We start from the raw sequence: 19,027 nt of genomic DNA, 5'->3' as shown, positions 1-19,027 counted from the left end.
TCACGACTGCGGACTTCCAGCACCATGCAGCTTCTCGATCACGTTTCGATCGGCGTTCCCGATCTCGACGCAGCGCGCCCCTTCTACGATGCGATCATGAATACGTTGGGTGCACTCAAGGTCTATGACCGCCCCAACGCGCTCGGCTACGGCGAGCGTTGCGACGCAGCCGAAACGCAGTCGTCGTATCTTTCCATCTATCTGGATGCCAGCGCCATCGAGCCGAACAAGCGGCACTGGTGCTTCAAGGCCGCTACACGCTCGCAGGTCGATGCGTTCCATGCTGCCGGTGTCGCGGCGGGCGGCCGCTCCGATGGCGATCCAGGCTTGCGGCCGCACTATCACGCCGACTATTACGCGGCCTTTCTCATCGATCCGGCCGGCAACCGGGTCGAGGCCGTGTGCCATACGGCATCGGCCTGAAGTTGCGCATCACGTCAGGCGCGAGAGAGGGGGAAATGACAGGCACTGGCAAATACTGGTTTCGAGCCAAACGTTATGGCTGGGGCTGGGGACTTCCGCTCACCTGGCAGGGTTGGCTGGTGCTGGCCGTGTATGTCCTGTCGATTTGTCTGGTCGCCGTTTTCTTTGAACCGCACGGGCATCCGTACGTGTTTGCTGGGCTCGTGATACTCGCCACGCTCGCGCTTTCGGCGGTCTGCTGGCTCAAGGGCGAGCCTCCACGCTGGCGCTGGGGCAAGGAGCGCGAATGAGCGTCTCGTCTCCAGGGGCGTAGCGTGCTGGTTAAGTTGTCCTGAAGGGGAAAGCCATGGCACGAGCAAAGCAAACCGGCAGCGCTGCGCTGCTTGGCACATGGAAGCTGCATTCGTTCACCACCGAAGATCTGGCCGGCGGAGCAAAGACCGATTTGTTTGGCGCCCACCCTTGCGGCTACCTCAACTACGGCGCCGACAAGCGGATGTATGCGATTCTGCTCGAGGAGAACCGCACCGCACCAGCCGATCTCGTGCCAACCGACGCCGAGCGCATCGCGCTTTTCAATGGCTCGTGCGCATATGCGGGCACGTGGAGCGTCGAGGGCGACCTCGTGAGCCACCACGTCGACGCATCGTGGAACGAATCATGGACGGGGACGATTCAGTTGCGCCGTTTCAGAATCGACGGCAAATACCTGCACATCACGACGCTGCCCGCCCGCAACCCGGTGACGGGTAAGGAATGCATTTCCGAACTGGTGTGGGTGAAGGTCGAATAGGCGGCACCGTTCAGCGATCGCGAACGTGTGCGAGGTGCTGCGCGTAGCGTCCGCAGGCGCGCGGGGAAGCGCATTTTCTTGCCGCTTTGCACCATGAAATCCGCAGGTTATCCGTATGTTACCTGTCATCGTTTGTCCCGATTGAGCGCGCAAGGGCTGGTGATACTGTTGTGGGCACATTCTTCAAAGCAGCAATGTAGCGGGCAGATGTTCCTCAACGATCCTGGCGAATCGGAGATGCATGATGTCCAGTAACGGCGTGTGGCGAAACCTTCATCGCGTAGCGGCGACGGGTATGGTGGCAGCAGGGCTGGGCCTCGCGGCCAGCGCGCATGCCGCGGGGGACCCGATCAAGATCGGCGTGATCAGCGAGGAGTCCGCGGTGGCGGGCGCCTCGATCAGCAAGGCGGCGCAGCTCGCCGCGGACGAAATCAACGCGAGCGGCGGCGTGGATGGCCGGCCCATCCAGATCATCGCGTACGACGACCACTCGTCGGCCTCGGACGGCGTGCGCGCGTTCCAGCGCGCCGCGACCCAGGACAAGGTGGTCGCCGTGATCGGCAGCTATATCAGCGAAGTGGCGCTCGCCATGGAACCCTGGTCGGCACGGCTGAAAATGCCCTTTATTACGCCGGGCGCCGCGAGCAACGATATTTCGAAGCACGTTCACGACGACTACGACCACTACAAGTACACGTTCCATGGCTGGATGACGTCGGCGTTCATCGCGCAGTCGATCTGCGATTTTTCGCATGATGTTCTCGTCGGCCAGTTCAAGATGAAGTCGACGGTCGTGATGAGCGAGGACGCGGCATGGACCAAGCCGCTCGACGAGCGCTTCATGGAATGCCTGCCCAAGGCCGGTCTCAAGGTGCTGGATCATATCCGCTTCAATCCGGATACTTCGGACTTCACACCAATTTTCAACCAGATCGAGGCGAAGCACCCCGATACGATTACCACGGGCATCAGCCACGTGGGCGTGCAGCCGACGGTGCAATGGCACGATCAGCAGGTGCCGATCCCGATGTCGGGACAAAGCTCGCAGGCCACGACCACGAGCTTCTGGAAGGACACGAACGGCGCGACGGAGGGCGTGATCACGGCTTCTGCTGCGGCGCCGGGCGTGGCGATCACGCCGAAGACGGTGCCCTTCGCGGATGCGTACCAGAAGAAATTCGGCGTATCGCCTGCGTATTGCGGCTTCTCGACCTATGACCTCGTGTACATCCTCGCGGATGCGATCAGGCGCAACAAGGGCTCGACCGATCCGGACCAGATGGTCGCCGCGCTCGAGAAGACGGATTACGTAGGCACGATCGGGCGCTGGCAGTTCTACGGCAAGGACGACCAGTTCACACACGCGCTGAAGTACGGCCCGGGCTACATCACCGGCATCAACCTGCAGTGGCAGGACGGCAAGCAGATCGCGATCTGGCCCAAGTCCGTTGCGAACGGCAAGGTCAAGTTCCCGACCTTCATCAAGCTCCAGCAGGCTAGCGCGAACTAGCGCCTGTTCACACTAATAACAGGCCCTGGTCGTAGTGCGTCGCGCCGTGCGGCCCTTCGTTTGACGATGGGCCGCACGGCGCATGTTGCGACAGACCAACCCACATGAAAGGCCGGACATGCTGCTCCTGCAGATCCTCATCGACGGCTTTGCCATCAGCTCGCTCTACGCGCTCGGCGCCATCGGCTTCACGCTGATTTTCGGCGTCTCCGGCATATTGAATCTCGCGCACGGCGGCGTGATGCTCGTCGCGGCGCTGATGGGCTGGATGCTCGCGGGCGAAGCGGGCCTCGGCACCTACCTCGGCACGCTGCTTGGCGTGGTCGCCGGTCTCGTCACGGCTTATGTCACCTATCTGATGGTGGTGCGGCCTATCCAGCGTTCCGCCGCGATTCCGGCCGAAGAGAAGGAAATCTTCGTGCTCACCGGCACCTTGCTGTGGGGCATCATGATCCAGCAGGGCATGGCCTGGCTCTTCACCGACAACCCCGTGACGATGCGCCCGCTCATCAGCGGCGTGGCGATGATCGGCAGCGTGCGCGTGCCGTTCAACGAGATCATGATCGCCGTGGTTTGCTGGGCAGTGATCGGCCTCCTGTGGCTCTTCGTGAATCGCACGCGCGCGGGCAAGGCGCTGCTCGCGGCCTCGATGAATCCGCGCGGCCTCACGCTGCTCGGCTTCGAACTCTCGCGCATCTATCTGCTCGCGTGGACCATCTACGGCGTGCTGGCGGGCATTGCGGGCGTGCTGCTGGCGTCGTTCCTCGGCGTGAGTACGAACAATGCCGGACAGCTCACGGCGAGCGCGTTCTCCATCGTCGTGCTGGGCGGACTCGGCAGTGTTTCCGGGTCGTTGATGGCCGCGTATGTGGTCGGCTATCTGGAGACCGTCACCGCGTATCTCGTTGCGCCGACGCTGCGGCCGCTGCCCGCGCTGCTGCTGCTGGTGCTCGTCGTGTATGTGCGGCCCCAGGGCTTCCTGGGCCGTCGCTAACCGAGCGAAGGGAGCACATCGACATGTCCGGTCTTCTTCGTTCGCGTGGGATATGGGTGGCGGCATTGCTCGTCGTAGCGGCGGCCATGCTGCCGTGGTGGATGTCGGGCTATATCCTCGGCGTGCTCACGGTCGCGTATTACTTCGGCGTGTTCGCGATGTCGTGGGATCTGCTGTTCGGCTTTGCCGGCGAGGTGAATTTCGGCCCGACGTTCCTGATTGGCCTCGGCGCCTATTCGGCGGCGATCATCGACGCCCATTGGGGTCTGCCGATTCCGGTTTGCGTGATTGCGGGCGGCGTCGTCGCGCTGGTGGGCGGCCTGCTGCTCGCGGTGCCCGCGCTGCGGCTGCGCGGCCCGTACTTCGGCCTCGTCACGCTCGTGGCCGTGTTGCTGCTGCAGAACGCCATCGTGATTTTCGCTGGCGTGACGGGCGGCGAGATCGGCATGATGGTGCCCGACGTGATGTCCGTCGATGCCAACAATAACTACTGGATCGCGCTGGCGTTTCTGGTGGTTTGCGCAATCCTGCTGTTCGGCCTCTCGCGCTCGGCGATCGGCCTCATCTTGCAGGCCAGCGGCCAGGACGCCACCGGTGCGCAGGCGCTGGGCTTCAACGTCACGCGGCACAAGCTCGTGGCCTTTTGCATCAGCGCCGTGTTTTCGGGCGTGGCGGGCGCGATGCTCGTGTTCTATCAAGGCACGGCTTCGGTGAGCACGGTGGTGGACTTGAGCGTAGGGGTGCAAATCATCATCGCGGCCGTACTCGGCGGGCGCCGCACGATACTCGGCGCCGTGCTCGGATCGATCTTCCTGATCGTGGCCGGCGAGTTCCTGCGCCCGCTCGGCCAGCTCAATACGTTCGTCGTCGCGGCCGTGGCGCTCGCGGCGCTGCTGTTCTTTCCGGACGGCCTGCTCGGCAACTTGCTGCGGACGAGGGAACGCCAATGAACGACACGCCGCTGCTCTCGGTGCGCGGGCTGACCAAGCGCTTTGGCGGTCTGGTCGCGGTGAAGGACATTGGCTTCGACATCCGGCCCGGCGAGATCCTGGGCCTGATCGGACCCAACGGGTCCGGCAAGTCGACCGTGATGAAGCTCATTATGGGCATCGAGCGGCCCAACGCGGGCTCGGTCAAGGTGAACGGCGTGGAGATGGCCGGCTGGGCGCCGCACCGCATCGCGCGCGCGGGCGTGGGCATCGTGTTCCAGCATTCGCGCCCGCTGCATCGGCAAACGGTGCTGGAGCACATCAAGCTCGCGCTGCTGCCGGACTCGCTCGTCAAGCTCGCGGCAGAGCCGCATGTGCATCAGCGCGCGCAGGAAATTGCCGCTCGCGTGGGTCTGGCCGGCGTCATGCACCGGCATCCCGCTACGCTGCCGTTCGCGGACCTGCGCCGCATGGAAATGGCGAAGGCGATTGCGCGCGACCCGCAGGTCGTGCTCGTCGACGAACCCTTCGCAGGACTCACGGTTGCCGAATCGGAGGCATTCTCCGAACTGATTCGCGGTTTTCGCGCGGAGGGCCGCGCGGTGCTGCTGGTCGATCACAACGTCAAGAGCCTTTCAGCGCTCGCCGACCGGGTGCTCGCCATGTACCTTGGCGAGCACGTTGCCGAAGGCACGGCTGAAGAAGTGATGCAAAACGAAACGGTCCGCCGCGTGTATCTGGGCGGCAAGCTGGAGTTGCGTCAGCGCTCCAGCTTTGCGGGCGAGGCGAAGCGCGACATCCTCGAGGTCTCCGACCTGCGCGTGCTGTACGGCAAGGCATGCGCGCTCGACGGCGTGAGCCTGCACGTTCGCGAGGGCGAGTTCGTTTCGGTGGTCGGCCTCAACGGCGCGGGCAAGACCACGCTGTTCAACGCTCTTTCCGGCCTGCTGCCGTACAAGGGGACGATCCGCTTCGACGGGCGCGACCTGAAGGGCATGAGCGGGGCGGCCGTGTCGCGCGCGGGCCTCGTGCAATGCCCGGAAACGCGCGAACTGTTCGGCGACATGACGGTGCGCGAGAATCTCGAACTCGGCGGCTATCATCTCTCCGACGAGGTGCGCAAAAAGCAGCTCATATGGCTCTTCGACCTCTTTCCCATCCTCAAGTCGCGCCAGCGCCAAACCGCGCGCACGCTCTCGGGCGGCGAGCAGCAAATGCTGGCCATTGCGCGTGCGCTCATGCCCCAGCCCAGGCTGCTGATACTCGACGAGCCGACGCTCGGGCTCGCACCCGTGATCCTCGAACAGCTTTCGAAGGCGCTGGATGCGCTGCAGCAGTCCACGCCCATTACCGTGCTGCTGGGCGAGCAGAACGTTCGCTTCGCCCTGCCGCACGCGGATCGCGTTTATGTGCTGGAACATGCGCGCATCGTCTGGGAGGGGAGCGCTTCGCGTTTCGAGGCGGAGATGGGGCGCGGCTTTCTCGAAGCGGTGCCCACGAGCGCTCCTCACGCGCTGACCTCGGGCGCTACGCGTTGAAGGCCACGCGCAGCCTGCGCGCGCCGCGTCTTCACGCCTGAGCTTCTGCCTCGGTCTCGGCCACGGCCTCTGTGCTTTCAGGCTCCAGCACTTTCACGTCGTGCAGCCACCGCGTGGCCTTGGCGATGGCGCGGGAGAGCCGCGCCACCTCGTTCAACTGCTCGATCACGTCGTTGGCGAAGCGGAAAAGGAACGCCGCGCTCTCGTTGCGCAACTGCAGCGCGGACATGATGTGCTGACGCGCCGAGTCGGACTGGGCTTCGATTTCCGGCTTGGCGTTGACGATGCCCGTCACGACGTCGGCCTCCGGGTGCGCGATCATCTGCACGGCAAGCGTGAAACGCTCGATGACGGACCTGGCGAATTGCACCAGCTCGGGGTTGTTCGCCAACACGGTCACGTCCGCGCTTTGCGCGGCGCGCCTCTGGCTCAGCGCGAGCATGCTCGTGGTGGCCACTTCGCGGATGGCGTCGAGGCAGGTCGCAATCCGCGCGAGATCCACCAGTTGCCGGCCTTCGTCGTCGCTATGCACGGCGTCGGAGAGCTTGCCGATATAGGTGAGAATGGCGGTGCTGAGCGAGTCCGCCGCCTTGTCCTCGTTCGTCACCGTGGAAAGCGCCTGCGTGGAGCTTTCGACCAGGAGCGTGGCGCTATGCTCGACGAGAATCTGCACGAGCTTGCCGAGCGAAGCCAGTTCGAGTTGCACGCGGGCAATGGCGAGCGCCGGCATTTCGACCAGCGTTTCATCGAGGTAACGCGGCACGCCGGGGTCCTGCCACCCTTCGCGGCGCGCCGGGGCCAGGCGTTCGGCGAGCTTCGCAATGGGCCCGGTGAACCAGATCAGCACGAAGGTACTGAACACGCTGAACACCGTATGTGCATTGGCGGCCTGGCGCGGCGTTTCCGCTGCGAGGCGCGCAGCGCCGGTCAGCTCGGGCGCGGAAGGCGAGATCATGCGTACGAAATCGGCGAACTGGGGAATCACGAAGGCGAAGAACAGCACGCCAAGCACGTTGAAGATCAGGTGGACGATACCGACTTGCGCCGCCTCCGCCGATTTGCCGATTGAAGCGAGCAGCGCCGTGCCACAGGTGCCTACATTGGCGCCGAGTATCAGCGCAATGCCCGATTCGAGGGGAATCAGCCCCTGGCTGCCAAGCGCAATCACGATCGCGAGCGTGGCCGCCGAGCTTTGCACGACGGCCGTGAACACCGCGCCGATCACGATGCCGATGAGCGGATTGCGCATGTTCTGCATCGCGTCGATGAACGGCTGGTAATCGCGCAGCGGACGGGTCGCGTTGCCCATCATCTCGATGCCGAGAAACAGCAGGCCGAGGCCGAGCAGCGCGCCGCCCAGCTCGCGCAGCGTTTCGCGTTTCGCGAAGCCATAGAGCAGGAAGCCGCCGCCGAGCATGAACGGCGTGAGCGCGGAGATATTGAACGCGATGATCTGCGCGGTGAGCGTCGAGCCGATATTGGCGCCCATGATCATCGGGACGGACTGCAGCAGCGTCATGAGCCGCGCGGAAACGAAGCCCACCAGCAGCACCGTGGTGATGGTCGACGAATTCAGCAGCGCCGTGATGCCCGCGCCCGCCAGCACGCCCCGAAACCGGTTGGCGGTGAGCGAACCCAGCAGCGATTGCAGGCGCGCGCCGGCAATCGTTTTGAGCGCCCCTGTCATGAGATCCAGCCCGAACAGGAACAGGGCGAGCCCGCCCACCAGCAATCCGGTCACTTCGACCAGGTTCAGGTTCGCACCAGGCAACATGGCATTGGGCCCTCGCTCTTAAGTCGGGACGAAACGATTCTACGCGTCATGGTACTGCCTCGTGGCCGCGCCGCGCTGTTGCGGGCTCACGGATTTTTTCAGCGCGGGTATCGAGCGAATGACGAGCTTCTCCAGCTCCACCACGAGGAAGAACAGGATCGCGCCCGCCACGAGCCAGAGCCAGGCCGAGAGCGGCAGGGACTCGGTATCGAACACGGCGTGAAAGGGCAGCGTATAGGTGAACAGGATCTGCAGCACGATGACGGCGCCGATGCCGTACCAGAGATACGGGTTGCCCATGTGTGCGCGCACCGATAGGGCCGAATTGATCAGCGAGCGGCTGTTGAGCAGATAGAAGACCTGTCCCAGCGTGATGGCGTTGACCGCGGCCGTGCGCGCCATTGAGTTGGACACACCCTGCGACTTCATCCAGAAGAATGCGGCGAGCGTATAGAGCACGAGCGTGGCGCCAACAAAGAGAATGCGCCACACGCCGAATGGTGTGACGATAGGACGGTCGATCGAGCGCGGCGGGCGCTGCATCACGTCGTCCTCGTGAGGCTCGAAGGAAATGACGAGGCCGAGCGCGACGGACGTGACCATGTTCACCCACAGCACCTGCGGCGCGGTGATCGGCAGCACGAAGCCGAACAGGATTGCGATGGCAATCACGGCGCCCTGGGCGATATTGGTGGGCAGCATGAAGAGCATGGCCTTTTCGATGTTGTTGTAGACCGTGCGCCCCTCCTTCACCGCCGCCGAGATCGAGGCGAAATTGTCGTCGGCGAGGATCATGCCCGCGGCTTCCTTCGTGACTTCCGTGCCCTTGATGCCCATCGCCACGCCGATGTCGGCCTTCTTGAGCGCGGGCGCATCGTTCACGCCGTCGCCCGTCATGGCGACCACCTGCCGGTTGGCCTGGATCGCCTTCACGAGCCGCAGCTTGTGCTCGGGGCTCGCGCGCGCGAACACATCCACGTCACGCACGCATTCCTGCAGCGCGGCGTCGTTCATCGCCTCGATCTCGGTGCCGGCCACGGCCGTCCTGCCGTCGCCGATGCCGAGCATGCCCGCAATCGCGGCGGCCGTGACCTTGTGGTCGCCCGTGATCATCGTCACGCGGATACCGCCGCCGTGGCATTCGCGCACCGCATCGATCGCCTCCTTGCGCGGCGGGTCCATGAGGCCCACGAGACCGAGCAGCACGAGCGTCTTCGGCAGGTCCTGCGGGCCGAGGTTGCCCACTTCGAGGCCGGGGTCGGGCAGCCAGGCCAGCGCCAGCACGCGTTCGCCCTGCGAGGCGAGCCGCTCGCCTTCGCGCGCAAAGCGCTCGCGCTCGAGCGGCGCGGGGCCGCTCGCCGTTTGCTGGCGGTCGCAATTTTCGATGATCACTTCCGGCGCGCCCTTCACGAGCAGCATCTCGCCTTGCGCTGAACGGTTCAGCGTGGCCATGAACTTGTGTTCGGACTCGAAGGGAATGCCGTCGATGCGCGGCGCGGCGGCGGCTTCCGCGCCGCGGTCCATGCCGAGTTTGCCGGCGAACGGGTAGAGCGCGCCCTCGGTCGGGTCGCCTTCCACCTTCCATTTGCCGTCTTCTTCGAAGAGGCCGGCGTCGTTGCACAGGATGGATACGCGGCCCATGAGCGTGAGCACTTCCGGCGGGGCGGCGCCGAGCGCCTTGCCGCCCGCGCGGACGTCGCCTTCGGGCGCGTAGCCGTCGCCGGTCACTTCATAGGGCGCGTCCGCCGTCACGACCGAGGTCACCATCATCTCCATGAGCGTGAGCGTGCCGGTCTTGTCCGAGCAGATGCGCGAGACGGAACCCAGCGTCTCGACCGCGGGCAGGCGGCGGATGATGGCGTTGCGCTTCGCCATGCGCTGCACGCCGATGGCGAGCGTGATGGTGATGAGCGCCGGCAGGCCTTCCGGGATCACCGAGACCGCGATGCCCACCACGGCCTGGAACAACTGGATGAAGGTCATGTGGCCGAGCCAGTGGCCCCATGCGAAGAGCAGCACGCTAATGATGCCGATGGCGATCGTGATGACGTATCCAAACTTCTTGATCTGGCGTAGCAGCGGCGTCTCCAGCGCGCTGACCTCGGCCAGCATCTGGTTGATGCGGCCAAGCTCCGTCTGGCTGCCTGTCGCCACGACGATGCCGGTTGCGCGGCCCGAGAGGACCATCGTGCCGGAAAAGGCCATATTCTCGCGATCGCCCACGGTGGCTTGCGCCGGCACCGCGCCGGTGTTCTTCTCCGCAGGCACGGATTCGCCCGTGAGCGCCGCCTCTTCCGTGCGCAGGTTCCGCGCCTCCACGAGACGGATGTCCGCGGGGATCTTGTCGCCCGACTCCAGCAGCACGATGTCGCCGGGCACGACCTCGTCGGCGGGGACGAGGCGTACCTCGCCGGCGCGCAGCACGCGCGCTTCCGCGGAGAGCATGTTGCGAATCGAGTCGAGCGCTTTCTCGGCGCGCCCTTCCTGCAGGAAGCCCAGCAGCGAGTTGAGGATGACCACCGCGAAGATGATCGAGGCGTCGAGCCACAGGCTCAGCATCAGCTTGATGAAGCCCGCCGCGAGCAGCACGTAGATGAGCACGTTGTTGAACTGGGCAAGGAACCGCACGAAGGGGCCGCTTTTCTTGCCCTGGGGCAGTACGTTCGCCCCATGGGTGCCGAGGCGCTGCGCGGCGTCCGCCACATCGAGCCCTTGCGACGGATTCACTTTGAGCTGGCGCTCGATCTCGGCGGCGGGCATGGCGTGCCACTGCACTGCGCCCGCACCGCTTGCCGCACTCCCGGCAGAACTCATCTTCGCCCCCTTGGTTGCGCAGAGATTCAACGCAATAGTAAGTTTTTTTCGCAGCAGGCACGCGCAACCTGGTGCACGCGAAGTTTTTGTTCGAGGCTGCCGCTGTGGGATGTATGGCAACATCTCCCTGCCACGACCCGCCCGAGTCATTCCATGCGCATCACGCCTCTGCCTCCGCTGCCCTGCCTCGTCGCGTTCGAAGCCGCCGTGCGTCACGGCAGCTTCACGCGCGCGGCCGCCGAACTGCACCTCACGCAAAGCGCGATCAGCCGCCAGATCCAGCAACTCGAAGAGTTTCTCGGCCGCTCGCTGTTCGTGCGCGAGCACCGCTCGTTGCGCCTCACGATAGCGGGCGAACAATATGCGGGGCAGGTGCAACGGCTCCTCACACAATGTGCCGAAGCCACCTTCGACGTAATGAAGCACTACGGCGAACTCGAACTGACCATTGCGTGCTCGTCGGGCGTGGCGGTGCTCTGGCTCACGCCGCGCCTGCCGGCACTCCGCGCGGCGTATCCGAACATCAAACTGCGCCTGATCGTGCGTGACGGGCTCGCCACGATGTCGCCCGCGGAGTTCGACGTTGGCGTGTATTACGTGCGCCAGCAGGCGCCCGCGCATTTCACCGCGCGCCGCCTCTTCAACGAAGAGGTGTTTCCTGTGTGCTCGCCCGGCTATCTCGCGGGACGCGCGCTCGCGCCTGCGGATCTGGCGGGCGAAACGTTGCTGCTTCTCGAAGACGGCCAGCGCCAGTGGATGTCGTGGCCCGAATGGTTCGACCTGAACGGCGTGACGATGCCGAAGACCCCGCAGGGCATCACGATCAACCACTATCCGCAGCTCGTGCAGCTCGCCATACTCGGCCAGGGCGTGGCGCTCGGCTGGCGCTACATGATCGACGCATGCATCGAAGATGGGTTGCTCGTGCGCGTGGGCGAATGCTCGGCGAGCCATGGCGGCGGCTACTACGTGATCTCGCCCAACGACCGCGCGCAGAACCAGGCGGCGCGTTTGTTCACGCGCTGGCTGTTCGAGCAGGCGGAGACGCAGACGGCGGCGTGACGGACTAAGCGGCGCTTGGGCGCCTCGCATGCGCTCAGCGCATGCATGCATGCGAATCTTTCGTTTCAGAAATTAATCGGGCTGTCATTAGCATGAGGAGCATGTAAGGCAGCTCCGGGCGCGTAGTCGTTGGCGCGCAGCGACGACTAATCTGACAAGGAAGAGACCATGCAAGGAACGCTTTCACCTCGCGTCGCGCATGAAGCTGTCGCGACGACCGCGCAGCAGCGCCGCCGCGCGATCATTGCGACGGTATTGGGCAACGGCCTCGAATGGTTCGACTTCACGGTGTACAGCTTCTTCGCCGTGATCATCGCGAAGCTGTTCTTTCCGACCGGCAACGAACTGACCTCCTTGCTGCTCACCGTGGCGACCTTCGGCGTGGGGTTTTTCATGCGGCCCGTGGGCGGCATCGTGCTCGGCATTTACGCCGACAAGGTGGGCCGCAAGGCAGCGCTCTCGCTCACCATCCTGCTGATGGCCTTCGGCACCGCGCTCATCGGGCTCGCGCCTACCTACGAGCAAGCGGGCCTTGCCGCGCCGTTGCTGATCGTGCTCGCGCGCCTGCTGCAGGGCTTCTCGGCGGGCGGCGAGATGGGCGGGGCCACCGCGTTCCTCACCGAGTACGCGCCGCCGGGCAAGCGCGCCTACTATTCGAGCTGGATCCAGTCGAGCATCGGCTTCGCGGTGCTGCTGGGCGCAGCCACGGGCACGTTCGTCACGGCGTCGCTCGATGCGCAAGCGCTGCATAGCTGGGGCTGGCGGCTGCCGTTTCTGATCGGCATTCTCGTGGGCCCGGTGGGCTACTACATCCGCAGCCAGATCGACGAAACGCCGGCATTCAGCGCCGTGGAAGCGCAAGCCAAAGACAACTCGCCCCTCAAGGAAGTGTTCGAGCGCTACCCGCGCGAGACCTTCGCGAGCTTCTCGATGGTCATTCTCTGGACGGTCTGCACTTACGTGCTGCTGTTCTACATGCCGACCTATTCGGTGCGCACGCTGCATCTGCCGCAATCGACGGGCTTTTCCGCGGGCATGGTGGGCGGCCTGATGATCATGTGCGGCTCGCCGATCGTGGGCAAGCTGGCGGATGCGTGGGGCCGCCGCGTGTTCCTGAGCGGCGCCGCGTTCCTGATTCTCGTGCTGGCCTGGCCCATGTTCGCGTGGATCAACCGCGCTCCCGGCTTCGCCTCGCTCATCGTGTTTCAGGCCGTGTTCGGCGTGCTGATCGCCGCCTACACGGGACCGATTCTCGCCGCCTTCTCGGAGCTGTTCCCGACCAGGGTGCTCTCGACCGGCCTTTCGGTGGCCTACAACTTCGCGGTCACGATCTTCGGCGGCTTCGCGCCGTTCCTGATCACGTGGCTCATCGCGCGTACCGGCAGCAACATGGCGCCCGCGCTCTATGTGATCGTCGCGGCCGCAATCAGCCTGGTCGGCACCTTCTTCGTGAAGGACACGCGGCGCGCGAACTGAACGACTCTATCAGGAATCCAGACAATGACCATCACTGTTCTCAAAGGCGGCAACGTACTCGACCTCGAACGCGGCGTGCTGCTCGAACATCACCACGTCGTGATTGAAGACGAGCGCATCGTGGAGGTGACCGATCGTCCCATCGACCTGCCGAACGCGAACGTGGTCAACGTGCGCGGCAAGACCGTCATGCCGGGCTTTATCGACTGCCACGTGCACGTGCTGGCCTCGAATGCGAACCTCGGCGCGAACGCCACGCAGCCCAATATCCTCGCGGCCATCCGCTCGCTGCCGATTCTCGACGCCATGCTCTCGCGCGGCTTCACGAGCGTGCGCGACGCGGGCGGCGCCGACTGGAGCCTGATGCAGGCCGTGGAAACGGGCCTCGTGCGCGGGCCGCGCATTTTCCCCTCGGGCAAGGCGCTCTCGCAAACGGGCGGTCATGGCGATTTTCGTCCGCGCGGCGATTTGCTCGAACCGTGTTCGTGCTGCTTCCGCACGGGGGCGATCGCGCGCGTGGTGGATGGTGTGGATGCAGTGCGCCTCGCTGTGCGCGAGGAGATCCAGAAGGGCGCCACGCAGATCAAGATCATGGCGTCGGGAGGTGTTGCCTCGCCTACGGACCCCATCAACAATACGCAGTACTCCGAAGATGAAATTCGCGCGATTGTGGCGGAGGCCGAAGCGGCGAACACCTATGTGATGGCGCACGCCTATACGGGCCGCGCGATCGCGCGCGCGGTGCGCTGTGGCGTGCGCACGATCGAGCACGGCAATCTCGTGGACGAAGCCGCGGCTCAGGTGATGCGCGAGTTCGGCGCGTTCGTCGTGCCGACGCTCGTGACCTACGATGCGCTGGCCACGCACGGTGCGCAGTTCGGGTTGCCGCCGGATTCGGTGGCGAAGGTGGCTTCCGTGCAGCAGAAGGGGCGCGAATCGCTGGAGATCTATGCGAAGGCCGGGGTGCAGATGGGGTTCGGGTCCGACCTGCTCGGCGAGATGCACGCGTTCCAGACCGGCGAGTTCCGCATTCGCGCGGAAGTGCTCGGCAATCTGGAGGCGCTGCGCTCGGCAACGACCGTGGCTGCCGAGATCGTGAACATGAAGGGCGAGTTGGGCGTGATCGCGGCGGGTGCGCTTGCCGACGTGGTGGTGCTCGATGGCAATCCGCTTGCCGACATCGGCGTCGTGGCCGGTGAGGGCGAGCGGATCGAATACGTGCTGCAGCGAGGTAAGATCGTGAAGGCGCGGGTGGAGGGCTGATCGTTCCAGTTTCGCGATCTTGCTGATCAGTTGTCCAACGTGCCGCGATATTCAGGAGCGGCGTCCACGCGGGTATTCATTTCGAACATCACGCCGCCCGGCGCGCGGCAGAAAAAGCGCGATCCGCGGCCATTGTTGAAAATGCCGGTTTCCATCTGGACGCCGGCTGCCGTGAAGCGTTCAAACAGGTCCCGCACGGCGTCGAGGCTCGGCAGTTCGAAGCCCACGTGGAAGTTGCCGGGCCATGCCGGCGCGTCGCCGCTTGCATGGTCGATCACCACGTCGTAGCCCGGACGCTTGAGGATATACGACTGCTCCCACGTGCCCGCTACGGTGAATCCCAGGTGGCGCTCGAAGAAGGCCGCAGTTGCGGCGGTATCGGAAGAGGGGAAGCTCAGGTGATTGAGCTTCATGGCTTGAATCACGTCATGCATCGTCGGTCTCTCATGGTGTGGCGGAGGCCCTGTGCCATTGCCGCCTGAGGACTTCAGAATATAAGCAAATGCTCACATTCGGCTACTCGCATTGGGCGAGCGCGCGCCACGTGCGCAAAACGCTTGTGCCATAGCCGGTTCAACGATGAAGGAGCGTCGACGGGGCGGCGCGTACTCGCATTCAGCGGCGCACGAGCGCCACGATGTACACGCACGGGTCCTTGCCCGGATTGAAGAACGCGCAGTCGGCGGGCGGCCCGAGCTGCAGGCAGTCGCCGGCTTCGAGCGTGTGAACCTGTTCGCCTTCCTCGAATACCAGCGTGCCGCTGCGCACCCAGATCTGCTGATGCTGGAACGTGAACGCCGACGCCGGATACGCAACGCGAATCCCGCCCGGCAACGCGATCTCCACGAGGTCGAGCATGCCGCCGTTGCGCGGCGAGACGGCCCGGCGCGTATAGCCGGTTTCGGGGTCTTGCCAGATCTGCTGATCGGCAGCGCGGCTCAAACGCTCGCCGGTTTGCTCGGCGAGCGCGAGCAGCATGGACAGCTGCAGGCCAAAGGCGCCCGACAGCCGGCCGAGCACGGTAGCGGTGGGGCTCGCTTCGCCGCGTTCGATCTTGCTGATCATCGCCCTGGAAACGCCCGAGCGCTCGGCCATGTCCGCGAGCGACCAGCCGCGCGATTCGCGCTCGATGCGCACGCGCGTGGAAATGGCGGAGGTGGGGTCGGTGAGCGGTCGATTCATGCCTGGAAGATTGGCGGGCTGGGCAGGGGTGAGTCGATTATACGGGCCTGCTTGCGGCGTATCGCTTTGGCGCAGAGATTTTGAACGGCTTCTCGCTGCTGCGAGACCTGGCTTCGCCAGCGGCCAGCGCAGGGCAGATGACACGGGCTAGCGTGGCTAGCCCGTGTCATGCGGCGCGACTGTTGCCCCAGTGTTACGCGGCCCCCGGCTTCCGGCGGTGCCCAGTGCTTACGACGAACGACCCGCTACGACCCAGGGTCGCGCCGACTTCACGACGTTATGTCAGTTCCCGGGTGATGAACTGCGCGCGCCCGCGGCCAAAGGACCAGTCCGCATCGTCGTTCTCGACGATCGACACGATGACGTCGTCCGGCGAAATGCCGCATTGGGTTTGCAGCTTTTCGACGAGCAAGCGATAGAACTCGACCTTTTGCGGCTCGGTGCGCTTGCGGCTTACCGCCGTCAGCAAGATGACGTCTTTCGATCGCGTGTACCCGAGTCCAGTGTCGTCCAGCACCAGCTCGCCAGGACGATGCTGCGAGACGCTCTGGTAGCGATCGGTAGCGGGTACATCGAAGGCCTGCACCATGGCCTCATGGGCGGCGTCGAGGAGCGCACGCACCTGTTCGTCGGTGCGGCCCTCGATGATGTCGAATTTGAGCATTGGCATGTGAACTTCTCCTTGAGTGGGACAGCGTCAGGCTCGGCCTTCTCGCCACACTCAAGCATCGGTTCGACGACCGTGAGCTCGAGGAAATCCTCACGGAAACGGGCCGCCGCCTCGCGCGCGAGAACGGCCTGCCCGCATCACGCGACTTCAGGACGAATCTTGCCGACGCCATGGCAATCGTCGACGCGCTCGGCGCGCACACGGAAGCGGTCCCCGACGGGGATGCCATCATGCTCCGCAATTACAGCTGCCCGGTAGCGGGCGCGGTGCGTGAAACGCCATGCGTATGCCGAGCGCTCGCAGCGTATTTTTCCGAGGCGACTGGCCGCCCGGTCAGCGAGCACTGCCTACGCGAAGGCCGGCTCATCTGCCAATATCGCATCGCCAGGAAATAACGGCACCACGCTGCCTGCGCCACATTGACCGGAGCCCGGCACGCGCCAACTGCAGCGCTTCGTTCCGGCAAACATACGCCAGCCGGTCGTCCGGGACAAATGACGATCCGTGATGGGTGGCATCACATTCAGTGAACCCGGCACGAGACGTTCGTCTGAGCCCTTCGCGGCAATACCGGATCAATCCCAGGTTTCGTTAGTATCCGTTCGTCTACTATAGTAGATGGCATCGAGCGCACCGGAAAGGAGCCGACATGCCACGTGAAATCCGTCTGAACGCTTTCGACATGAACTGCGTGGGCCACATTCAGCAAGGCTTGTGGACGCATCCGCGCGACCAGTCGAGCCGCTATACGGAACTCCAGTACTGGACCGACTACGCGAAGAAGCTCGAACGGGGCCTCTTCGACGGCATTTTTTTCGCGGATGTCGTCGGCGTGTATGACGTCTACGGCGGCAATGCCGACGCCGCGCTGCGCGGCGCAGTGCAGGTGCCCGTGAACGATCCCACGCTCGTCATTCCCGCCATGGCCGCGGTGACGCAGCATCTGGGCTTCGGCGTGACGGCCAATCTCACGTATGAGCAGCCGTTTCTGTTCGCGCGGCGCATGTCCACGCTCGACCATCTCACGGGCGGGCGCATCGGCTGGAACATCGTGACGGGCTATCTCGACAGCGCGGCCCGCGCCATCGGCATGGACGGCCAGAACGCTCACGACGACCGCTACGATCTGGCCGACGAATACATGGCGCTCGTGTACAAGCTCTGGGAAGGGAGCTGGGACGACGACGCGGTTATCAACGACCGCGCCGGCGGCATCTACGCCGACCCCGCGCGCGTGCGGATGATTCATCATCGCGGGCCGCAATACAAGGTGGATGCGATGCATCTGTGCGCGCCGTCGCCGCAGCGCACGCCGGTGCTGTACCAGGCGGGGTCGTCCGCGCGCGGCAGGCGTTTTGCCGCGACGCACGCCGAGTGCGTGTTCATCAATGGTCAGAAGATGGAAGGCGTGAAGGAGATCGTCGGGGACATTCGGGCGCAGGCCGTGCAGCTCGGGCGCGCGGCCGACGACGTGAAAGTCTTTCTGGGCGCAACGCTGATCGTCGGACGCACGGATAGCGAAGCGCGCGAGAAGTTCGACGAGTACCGGCGCTACGTGAGTTCGGAAGCGGCGCTCGCGCACGCGGCGGCGTCGCTTGGCATCGACTTCGCGCGTTACGACCTCGACGAGCCCATCGAGACGGGCAAGAGCCAGGCGATCGTGTCCAACGTCGAAGCCATGACGCGCAGCGCCGGGCCGCAATGGACGCGCCGCAAGCTGCTCGAGCAGATGGTGCTCGGCAGCCGCCAGGCGCCGTGGGTGGGGTCGGCTGAGCGCATCGCGCAAACGTTGATCGAGTGGAGCGAAACGGCGGGCGTGGATGGCTTCAATCTCTCGCGCACGGTGGTGCCGGAATGCTTCGACGACGTGGTCGAACTGCTGGTGCCCGAGCTGCAAACACGTGGCGCGTATAAAAGCGCGTATCGTGAGGGCACCCTGCGCGAAAAGCTCTCCGGCGCCGCGCGCCTGCCGGCCTCGCACGCGGCAGCGCAGTACCGCGGCGCGCGCATGAGCGAGGCATGAGCGAGGCATGAAAATCGGGCACTGAATTCCCGCTACGAGGAGACCGCGGCAAGCGGGCAAGAATATGGTAGACAAATCCCTCTTTCGCGACGCCATGTCCGGTCTTGGCGCCGCCGTGAACATCGTCACCACCGATGGCGACGCCGGGCGCGCCGGCTGCACGGCGTCCGCCGTGTGCGGCGTGACGGACGAGCCGCCCACGCTGCTCGTCTGCATCAATCGCACGAGCCGCAACAACGCGATCCTGCGCGCGAACGGGCGGCTCTGCGTGAACGTGCTGGCGGCCGACCAGCGCGAGGTGGCCACGCGCTTCGCCACGAAAGACATCGACATGGCCGAACGTTTCGCGCTTGCCGAGTGGTATCGGCTCGAAACGGGCGCGCCCGCGCTGCGCGGCGCGGTGAGTTCGTTCGATTGCCACATCGCGCGCACGACCGAAGTCGGCACGCACACGGTGTTCTTCTGTGAGATCAAGGCGGCGCGCATGGTGGGCGGGCGCGACGGGCTGATCTGGTTCGGCCGCGCGTTTCATCGCGTGCTCGCGCAGGCGCACGCGGCAGCGGCGGCGGCCTGAGC

18 protein-coding genes are annotated in these 19,027 nt (G+C 64.9%); 13 read left to right on the top strand and 5 right to left on the bottom strand.

Going from position 1 to position 19,027, the window contains the following annotated elements; all coding sequences use genetic code 11:
* The first annotated feature begins 24 nt into the window (after positions 1-24).
* The 7 genes from A3CW_RS0116105 (at position 25) to A3CW_RS0116075 (ending at position 6,187) form a co-directional block, all read left to right on the top strand.
* The gene (locus A3CW_RS0116105) at positions 25-423 is read left to right on the top strand and encodes a VOC family protein (protein ID WP_028204498.1); all 399 of its coding nucleotides are present in this window, start codon (positions 25-27) and stop codon (positions 421-423) included.
* A 35-nt stretch (positions 424-458) separates the two neighbouring features.
* On the top strand, positions 459-713 hold the full coding sequence (locus tag A3CW_RS0116100; RefSeq protein WP_028204497.1) for a hypothetical protein: 255 nt from the start codon (positions 459-461) through the stop codon (positions 711-713).
* Positions 714-769: 56 nt separating this feature from the next.
* Entirely contained in the window at positions 770-1,216 is a 447-nt protein-coding gene (locus A3CW_RS0116095; protein WP_035513072.1) for a lipocalin-like domain-containing protein, read from the top strand.
* Between the two features lie 244 nt (positions 1,217-1,460).
* Positions 1,461-2,726, top strand: a complete 1,266-nt coding sequence (locus A3CW_RS0116090; protein ID WP_028204495.1) for an ABC transporter substrate-binding protein — start codon at positions 1,461-1,463, stop codon at positions 2,724-2,726.
* Positions 2,727-2,844: 118 nt separating this feature from the next.
* Positions 2,845-3,720, top strand: coding sequence for a branched-chain amino acid ABC transporter permease (locus A3CW_RS0116085; RefSeq protein ID WP_028204494.1), 876 nt, complete (start codon positions 2,845-2,847; stop codon positions 3,718-3,720).
* A 23-nt stretch (positions 3,721-3,743) separates the two neighbouring features.
* Positions 3,744-4,670, top strand: a complete 927-nt coding sequence (locus tag A3CW_RS0116080) for a branched-chain amino acid ABC transporter permease (RefSeq protein ID WP_028204493.1) — start codon at positions 3,744-3,746, stop codon at positions 4,668-4,670.
* Positions 4,667-6,187: an ATP-binding cassette domain-containing protein gene (locus A3CW_RS0116075; protein WP_028204492.1), complete on the top strand. Its 1,521-nt coding sequence runs from the start codon at positions 4,667-4,669 to the stop codon at positions 6,185-6,187. The genes A3CW_RS0116080 and A3CW_RS0116075 overlap by 4 nt, the downstream gene beginning before the upstream one ends.
* A 31-nt stretch (positions 6,188-6,218) precedes the next feature.
* On the opposite strand, the gene A3CW_RS46450 is transcribed toward A3CW_RS0116075, so the two are convergent.
* Positions 6,219-7,961 carry a Na/Pi cotransporter family protein gene (locus A3CW_RS46450; RefSeq protein WP_051481491.1) on the bottom strand — a complete coding sequence of 581 codons (1,743 nt, stop codon included), beginning with the start codon at positions 7,959-7,961 and terminating at the stop codon, positions 6,219-6,221.
* A 39-nt stretch (positions 7,962-8,000) separates the two neighbouring features.
* Entirely contained in the window at positions 8,001-10,775 is a 2,775-nt protein-coding gene (locus A3CW_RS0116065) for an HAD-IC family P-type ATPase (RefSeq protein ID WP_028204491.1), read from the bottom strand.
* 153 nt (positions 10,776-10,928) lie between these two features.
* On the opposite strand from A3CW_RS0116065, the gene A3CW_RS0116060 reads away from it, so the two are divergent.
* From A3CW_RS0116060 to A3CW_RS0116050, 3 genes are all read left to right on the top strand, one after another.
* Positions 10,929-11,837, top strand: a complete 909-nt coding sequence (locus A3CW_RS0116060; protein ID WP_028204490.1) for a LysR substrate-binding domain-containing protein — start codon at positions 10,929-10,931, stop codon at positions 11,835-11,837.
* Between the two features lie 168 nt (positions 11,838-12,005).
* Positions 12,006-13,313 carry an MFS transporter gene (locus A3CW_RS0116055; protein ID WP_028204489.1) on the top strand — a complete coding sequence of 436 codons (1,308 nt, stop codon included), beginning with the start codon at positions 12,006-12,008 and terminating at the stop codon, positions 13,311-13,313.
* 24 nt (positions 13,314-13,337) lie between these two features.
* On the top strand, positions 13,338-14,576 hold the full coding sequence (locus A3CW_RS0116050; RefSeq protein ID WP_028204488.1) for a metal-dependent hydrolase family protein: 1,239 nt from the start codon (positions 13,338-13,340) through the stop codon (positions 14,574-14,576).
* 26 nt (positions 14,577-14,602) lie between these two features.
* On the opposite strand, the gene A3CW_RS0116045 is transcribed toward A3CW_RS0116050, so the two are convergent.
* From A3CW_RS0116045 to A3CW_RS0116035, 3 genes are all read right to left on the bottom strand, one after another.
* Positions 14,603-15,010, bottom strand: coding sequence for a VOC family protein (locus tag A3CW_RS0116045; RefSeq protein WP_028204487.1), 408 nt, complete (start codon positions 15,008-15,010; stop codon positions 14,603-14,605).
* A gap of 181 nt (positions 15,011-15,191) precedes the next feature.
* Entirely contained in the window at positions 15,192-15,758 is a 567-nt protein-coding gene (locus A3CW_RS0116040) for a helix-turn-helix domain-containing protein (protein WP_028204486.1), read from the bottom strand.
* Positions 15,759-16,035: 277 nt separating this feature from the next.
* Positions 16,036-16,428 (bottom strand): tautomerase family protein, encoded by a 393-nt coding sequence (locus A3CW_RS0116035; RefSeq protein WP_028204485.1) that lies wholly within the window; start codon positions 16,426-16,428, stop codon positions 16,036-16,038.
* On the opposite strand from A3CW_RS0116035, the gene A3CW_RS46445 reads away from it, so the two are divergent.
* The 3 genes from A3CW_RS46445 to A3CW_RS0116020 all read left to right on the top strand — a co-directional run bounded on the left by A3CW_RS46445 (position 16,422) and on the right by A3CW_RS0116020 (position 19,025).
* Positions 16,422-16,823 carry a helix-turn-helix domain-containing protein gene (locus A3CW_RS46445; RefSeq protein ID WP_211254062.1) on the top strand — a complete coding sequence of 134 codons (402 nt, stop codon included), beginning with the start codon at positions 16,422-16,424 and terminating at the stop codon, positions 16,821-16,823. The two genes, A3CW_RS0116035 and A3CW_RS46445, sit on opposite strands and share 7 nt — an antisense overlap.
* 254 nt (positions 16,824-17,077) lie before the next feature.
* Positions 17,078-18,451: an LLM class flavin-dependent oxidoreductase gene (locus A3CW_RS0116025; protein ID WP_028204484.1), complete on the top strand. Its 1,374-nt coding sequence runs from the start codon at positions 17,078-17,080 to the stop codon at positions 18,449-18,451.
* A 64-nt stretch (positions 18,452-18,515) separates the two neighbouring features.
* On the top strand, positions 18,516-19,025 hold the full coding sequence (locus tag A3CW_RS0116020; RefSeq protein WP_028204483.1) for a flavin reductase: 510 nt from the start codon (positions 18,516-18,518) through the stop codon (positions 19,023-19,025).
* Positions 19,026-19,027: the final 2 nt, after the last annotated feature.

The organism is Paraburkholderia nodosa DSM 21604, from assembly GCF_000519185.1.
Classification (GTDB): domain Bacteria; phylum Pseudomonadota; class Gammaproteobacteria; order Burkholderiales; family Burkholderiaceae; genus Paraburkholderia; species Paraburkholderia nodosa.
The sequence above is the reverse complement of the archived record's forward strand: the minus strand, read 5'-3'. Positions and strand labels throughout refer to the sequence as shown.

Coding starts and splice junctions, on each gene's coding strand:
- A3CW_RS0116045 (WP_028204487.1), bottom strand. CDS start 15,010: ATGCATGACGTGATTCAAGCCATGAAGCTCAATCACCTGAGCTTCCCC.
- A3CW_RS0116095 (WP_035513072.1), top strand. CDS start 770: ATGGCACGAGCAAAGCAAACCGGCAGCGCTGCGCTGCTTGGCACATGG.
- A3CW_RS0116035 (WP_028204485.1), bottom strand. CDS start 16,428: ATGCCAATGCTCAAATTCGACATCATCGAGGGCCGCACCGACGAACAG.
- A3CW_RS0116075 (WP_028204492.1), top strand. CDS start 4,667: ATGAACGACACGCCGCTGCTCTCGGTGCGCGGGCTGACCAAGCGCTTT.
- A3CW_RS0116025 (WP_028204484.1), top strand. CDS start 17,078: ATGCCACGTGAAATCCGTCTGAACGCTTTCGACATGAACTGCGTGGGC.
- A3CW_RS0116050 (WP_028204488.1), top strand. CDS start 13,338: ATGACCATCACTGTTCTCAAAGGCGGCAACGTACTCGACCTCGAACGC.
- A3CW_RS0116055 (WP_028204489.1), top strand. CDS start 12,006: ATGCAAGGAACGCTTTCACCTCGCGTCGCGCATGAAGCTGTCGCGACG.
- A3CW_RS0116020 (WP_028204483.1), top strand. CDS start 18,516: ATGGTAGACAAATCCCTCTTTCGCGACGCCATGTCCGGTCTTGGCGCC.
- A3CW_RS0116105 (WP_028204498.1), top strand. CDS start 25: ATGCAGCTTCTCGATCACGTTTCGATCGGCGTTCCCGATCTCGACGCA.
- A3CW_RS0116060 (WP_028204490.1), top strand. CDS start 10,929: ATGCGCATCACGCCTCTGCCTCCGCTGCCCTGCCTCGTCGCGTTCGAA.
- A3CW_RS0116080 (WP_028204493.1), top strand. CDS start 3,744: ATGTCCGGTCTTCTTCGTTCGCGTGGGATATGGGTGGCGGCATTGCTC.
- A3CW_RS0116090 (WP_028204495.1), top strand. CDS start 1,461: ATGTCCAGTAACGGCGTGTGGCGAAACCTTCATCGCGTAGCGGCGACG.
- A3CW_RS0116065 (WP_028204491.1), bottom strand. CDS start 10,775: ATGAGTTCTGCCGGGAGTGCGGCAAGCGGTGCGGGCGCAGTGCAGTGG.
- A3CW_RS46450 (WP_051481491.1), bottom strand. CDS start 7,961: ATGTTGCCTGGTGCGAACCTGAACCTGGTCGAAGTGACCGGATTGCTG.
- A3CW_RS0116085 (WP_028204494.1), top strand. CDS start 2,845: ATGCTGCTCCTGCAGATCCTCATCGACGGCTTTGCCATCAGCTCGCTC.
- A3CW_RS0116100 (WP_028204497.1), top strand. CDS start 459: ATGACAGGCACTGGCAAATACTGGTTTCGAGCCAAACGTTATGGCTGG.
- A3CW_RS0116040 (WP_028204486.1), bottom strand. CDS start 15,758: ATGAATCGACCGCTCACCGACCCCACCTCCGCCATTTCCACGCGCGTG.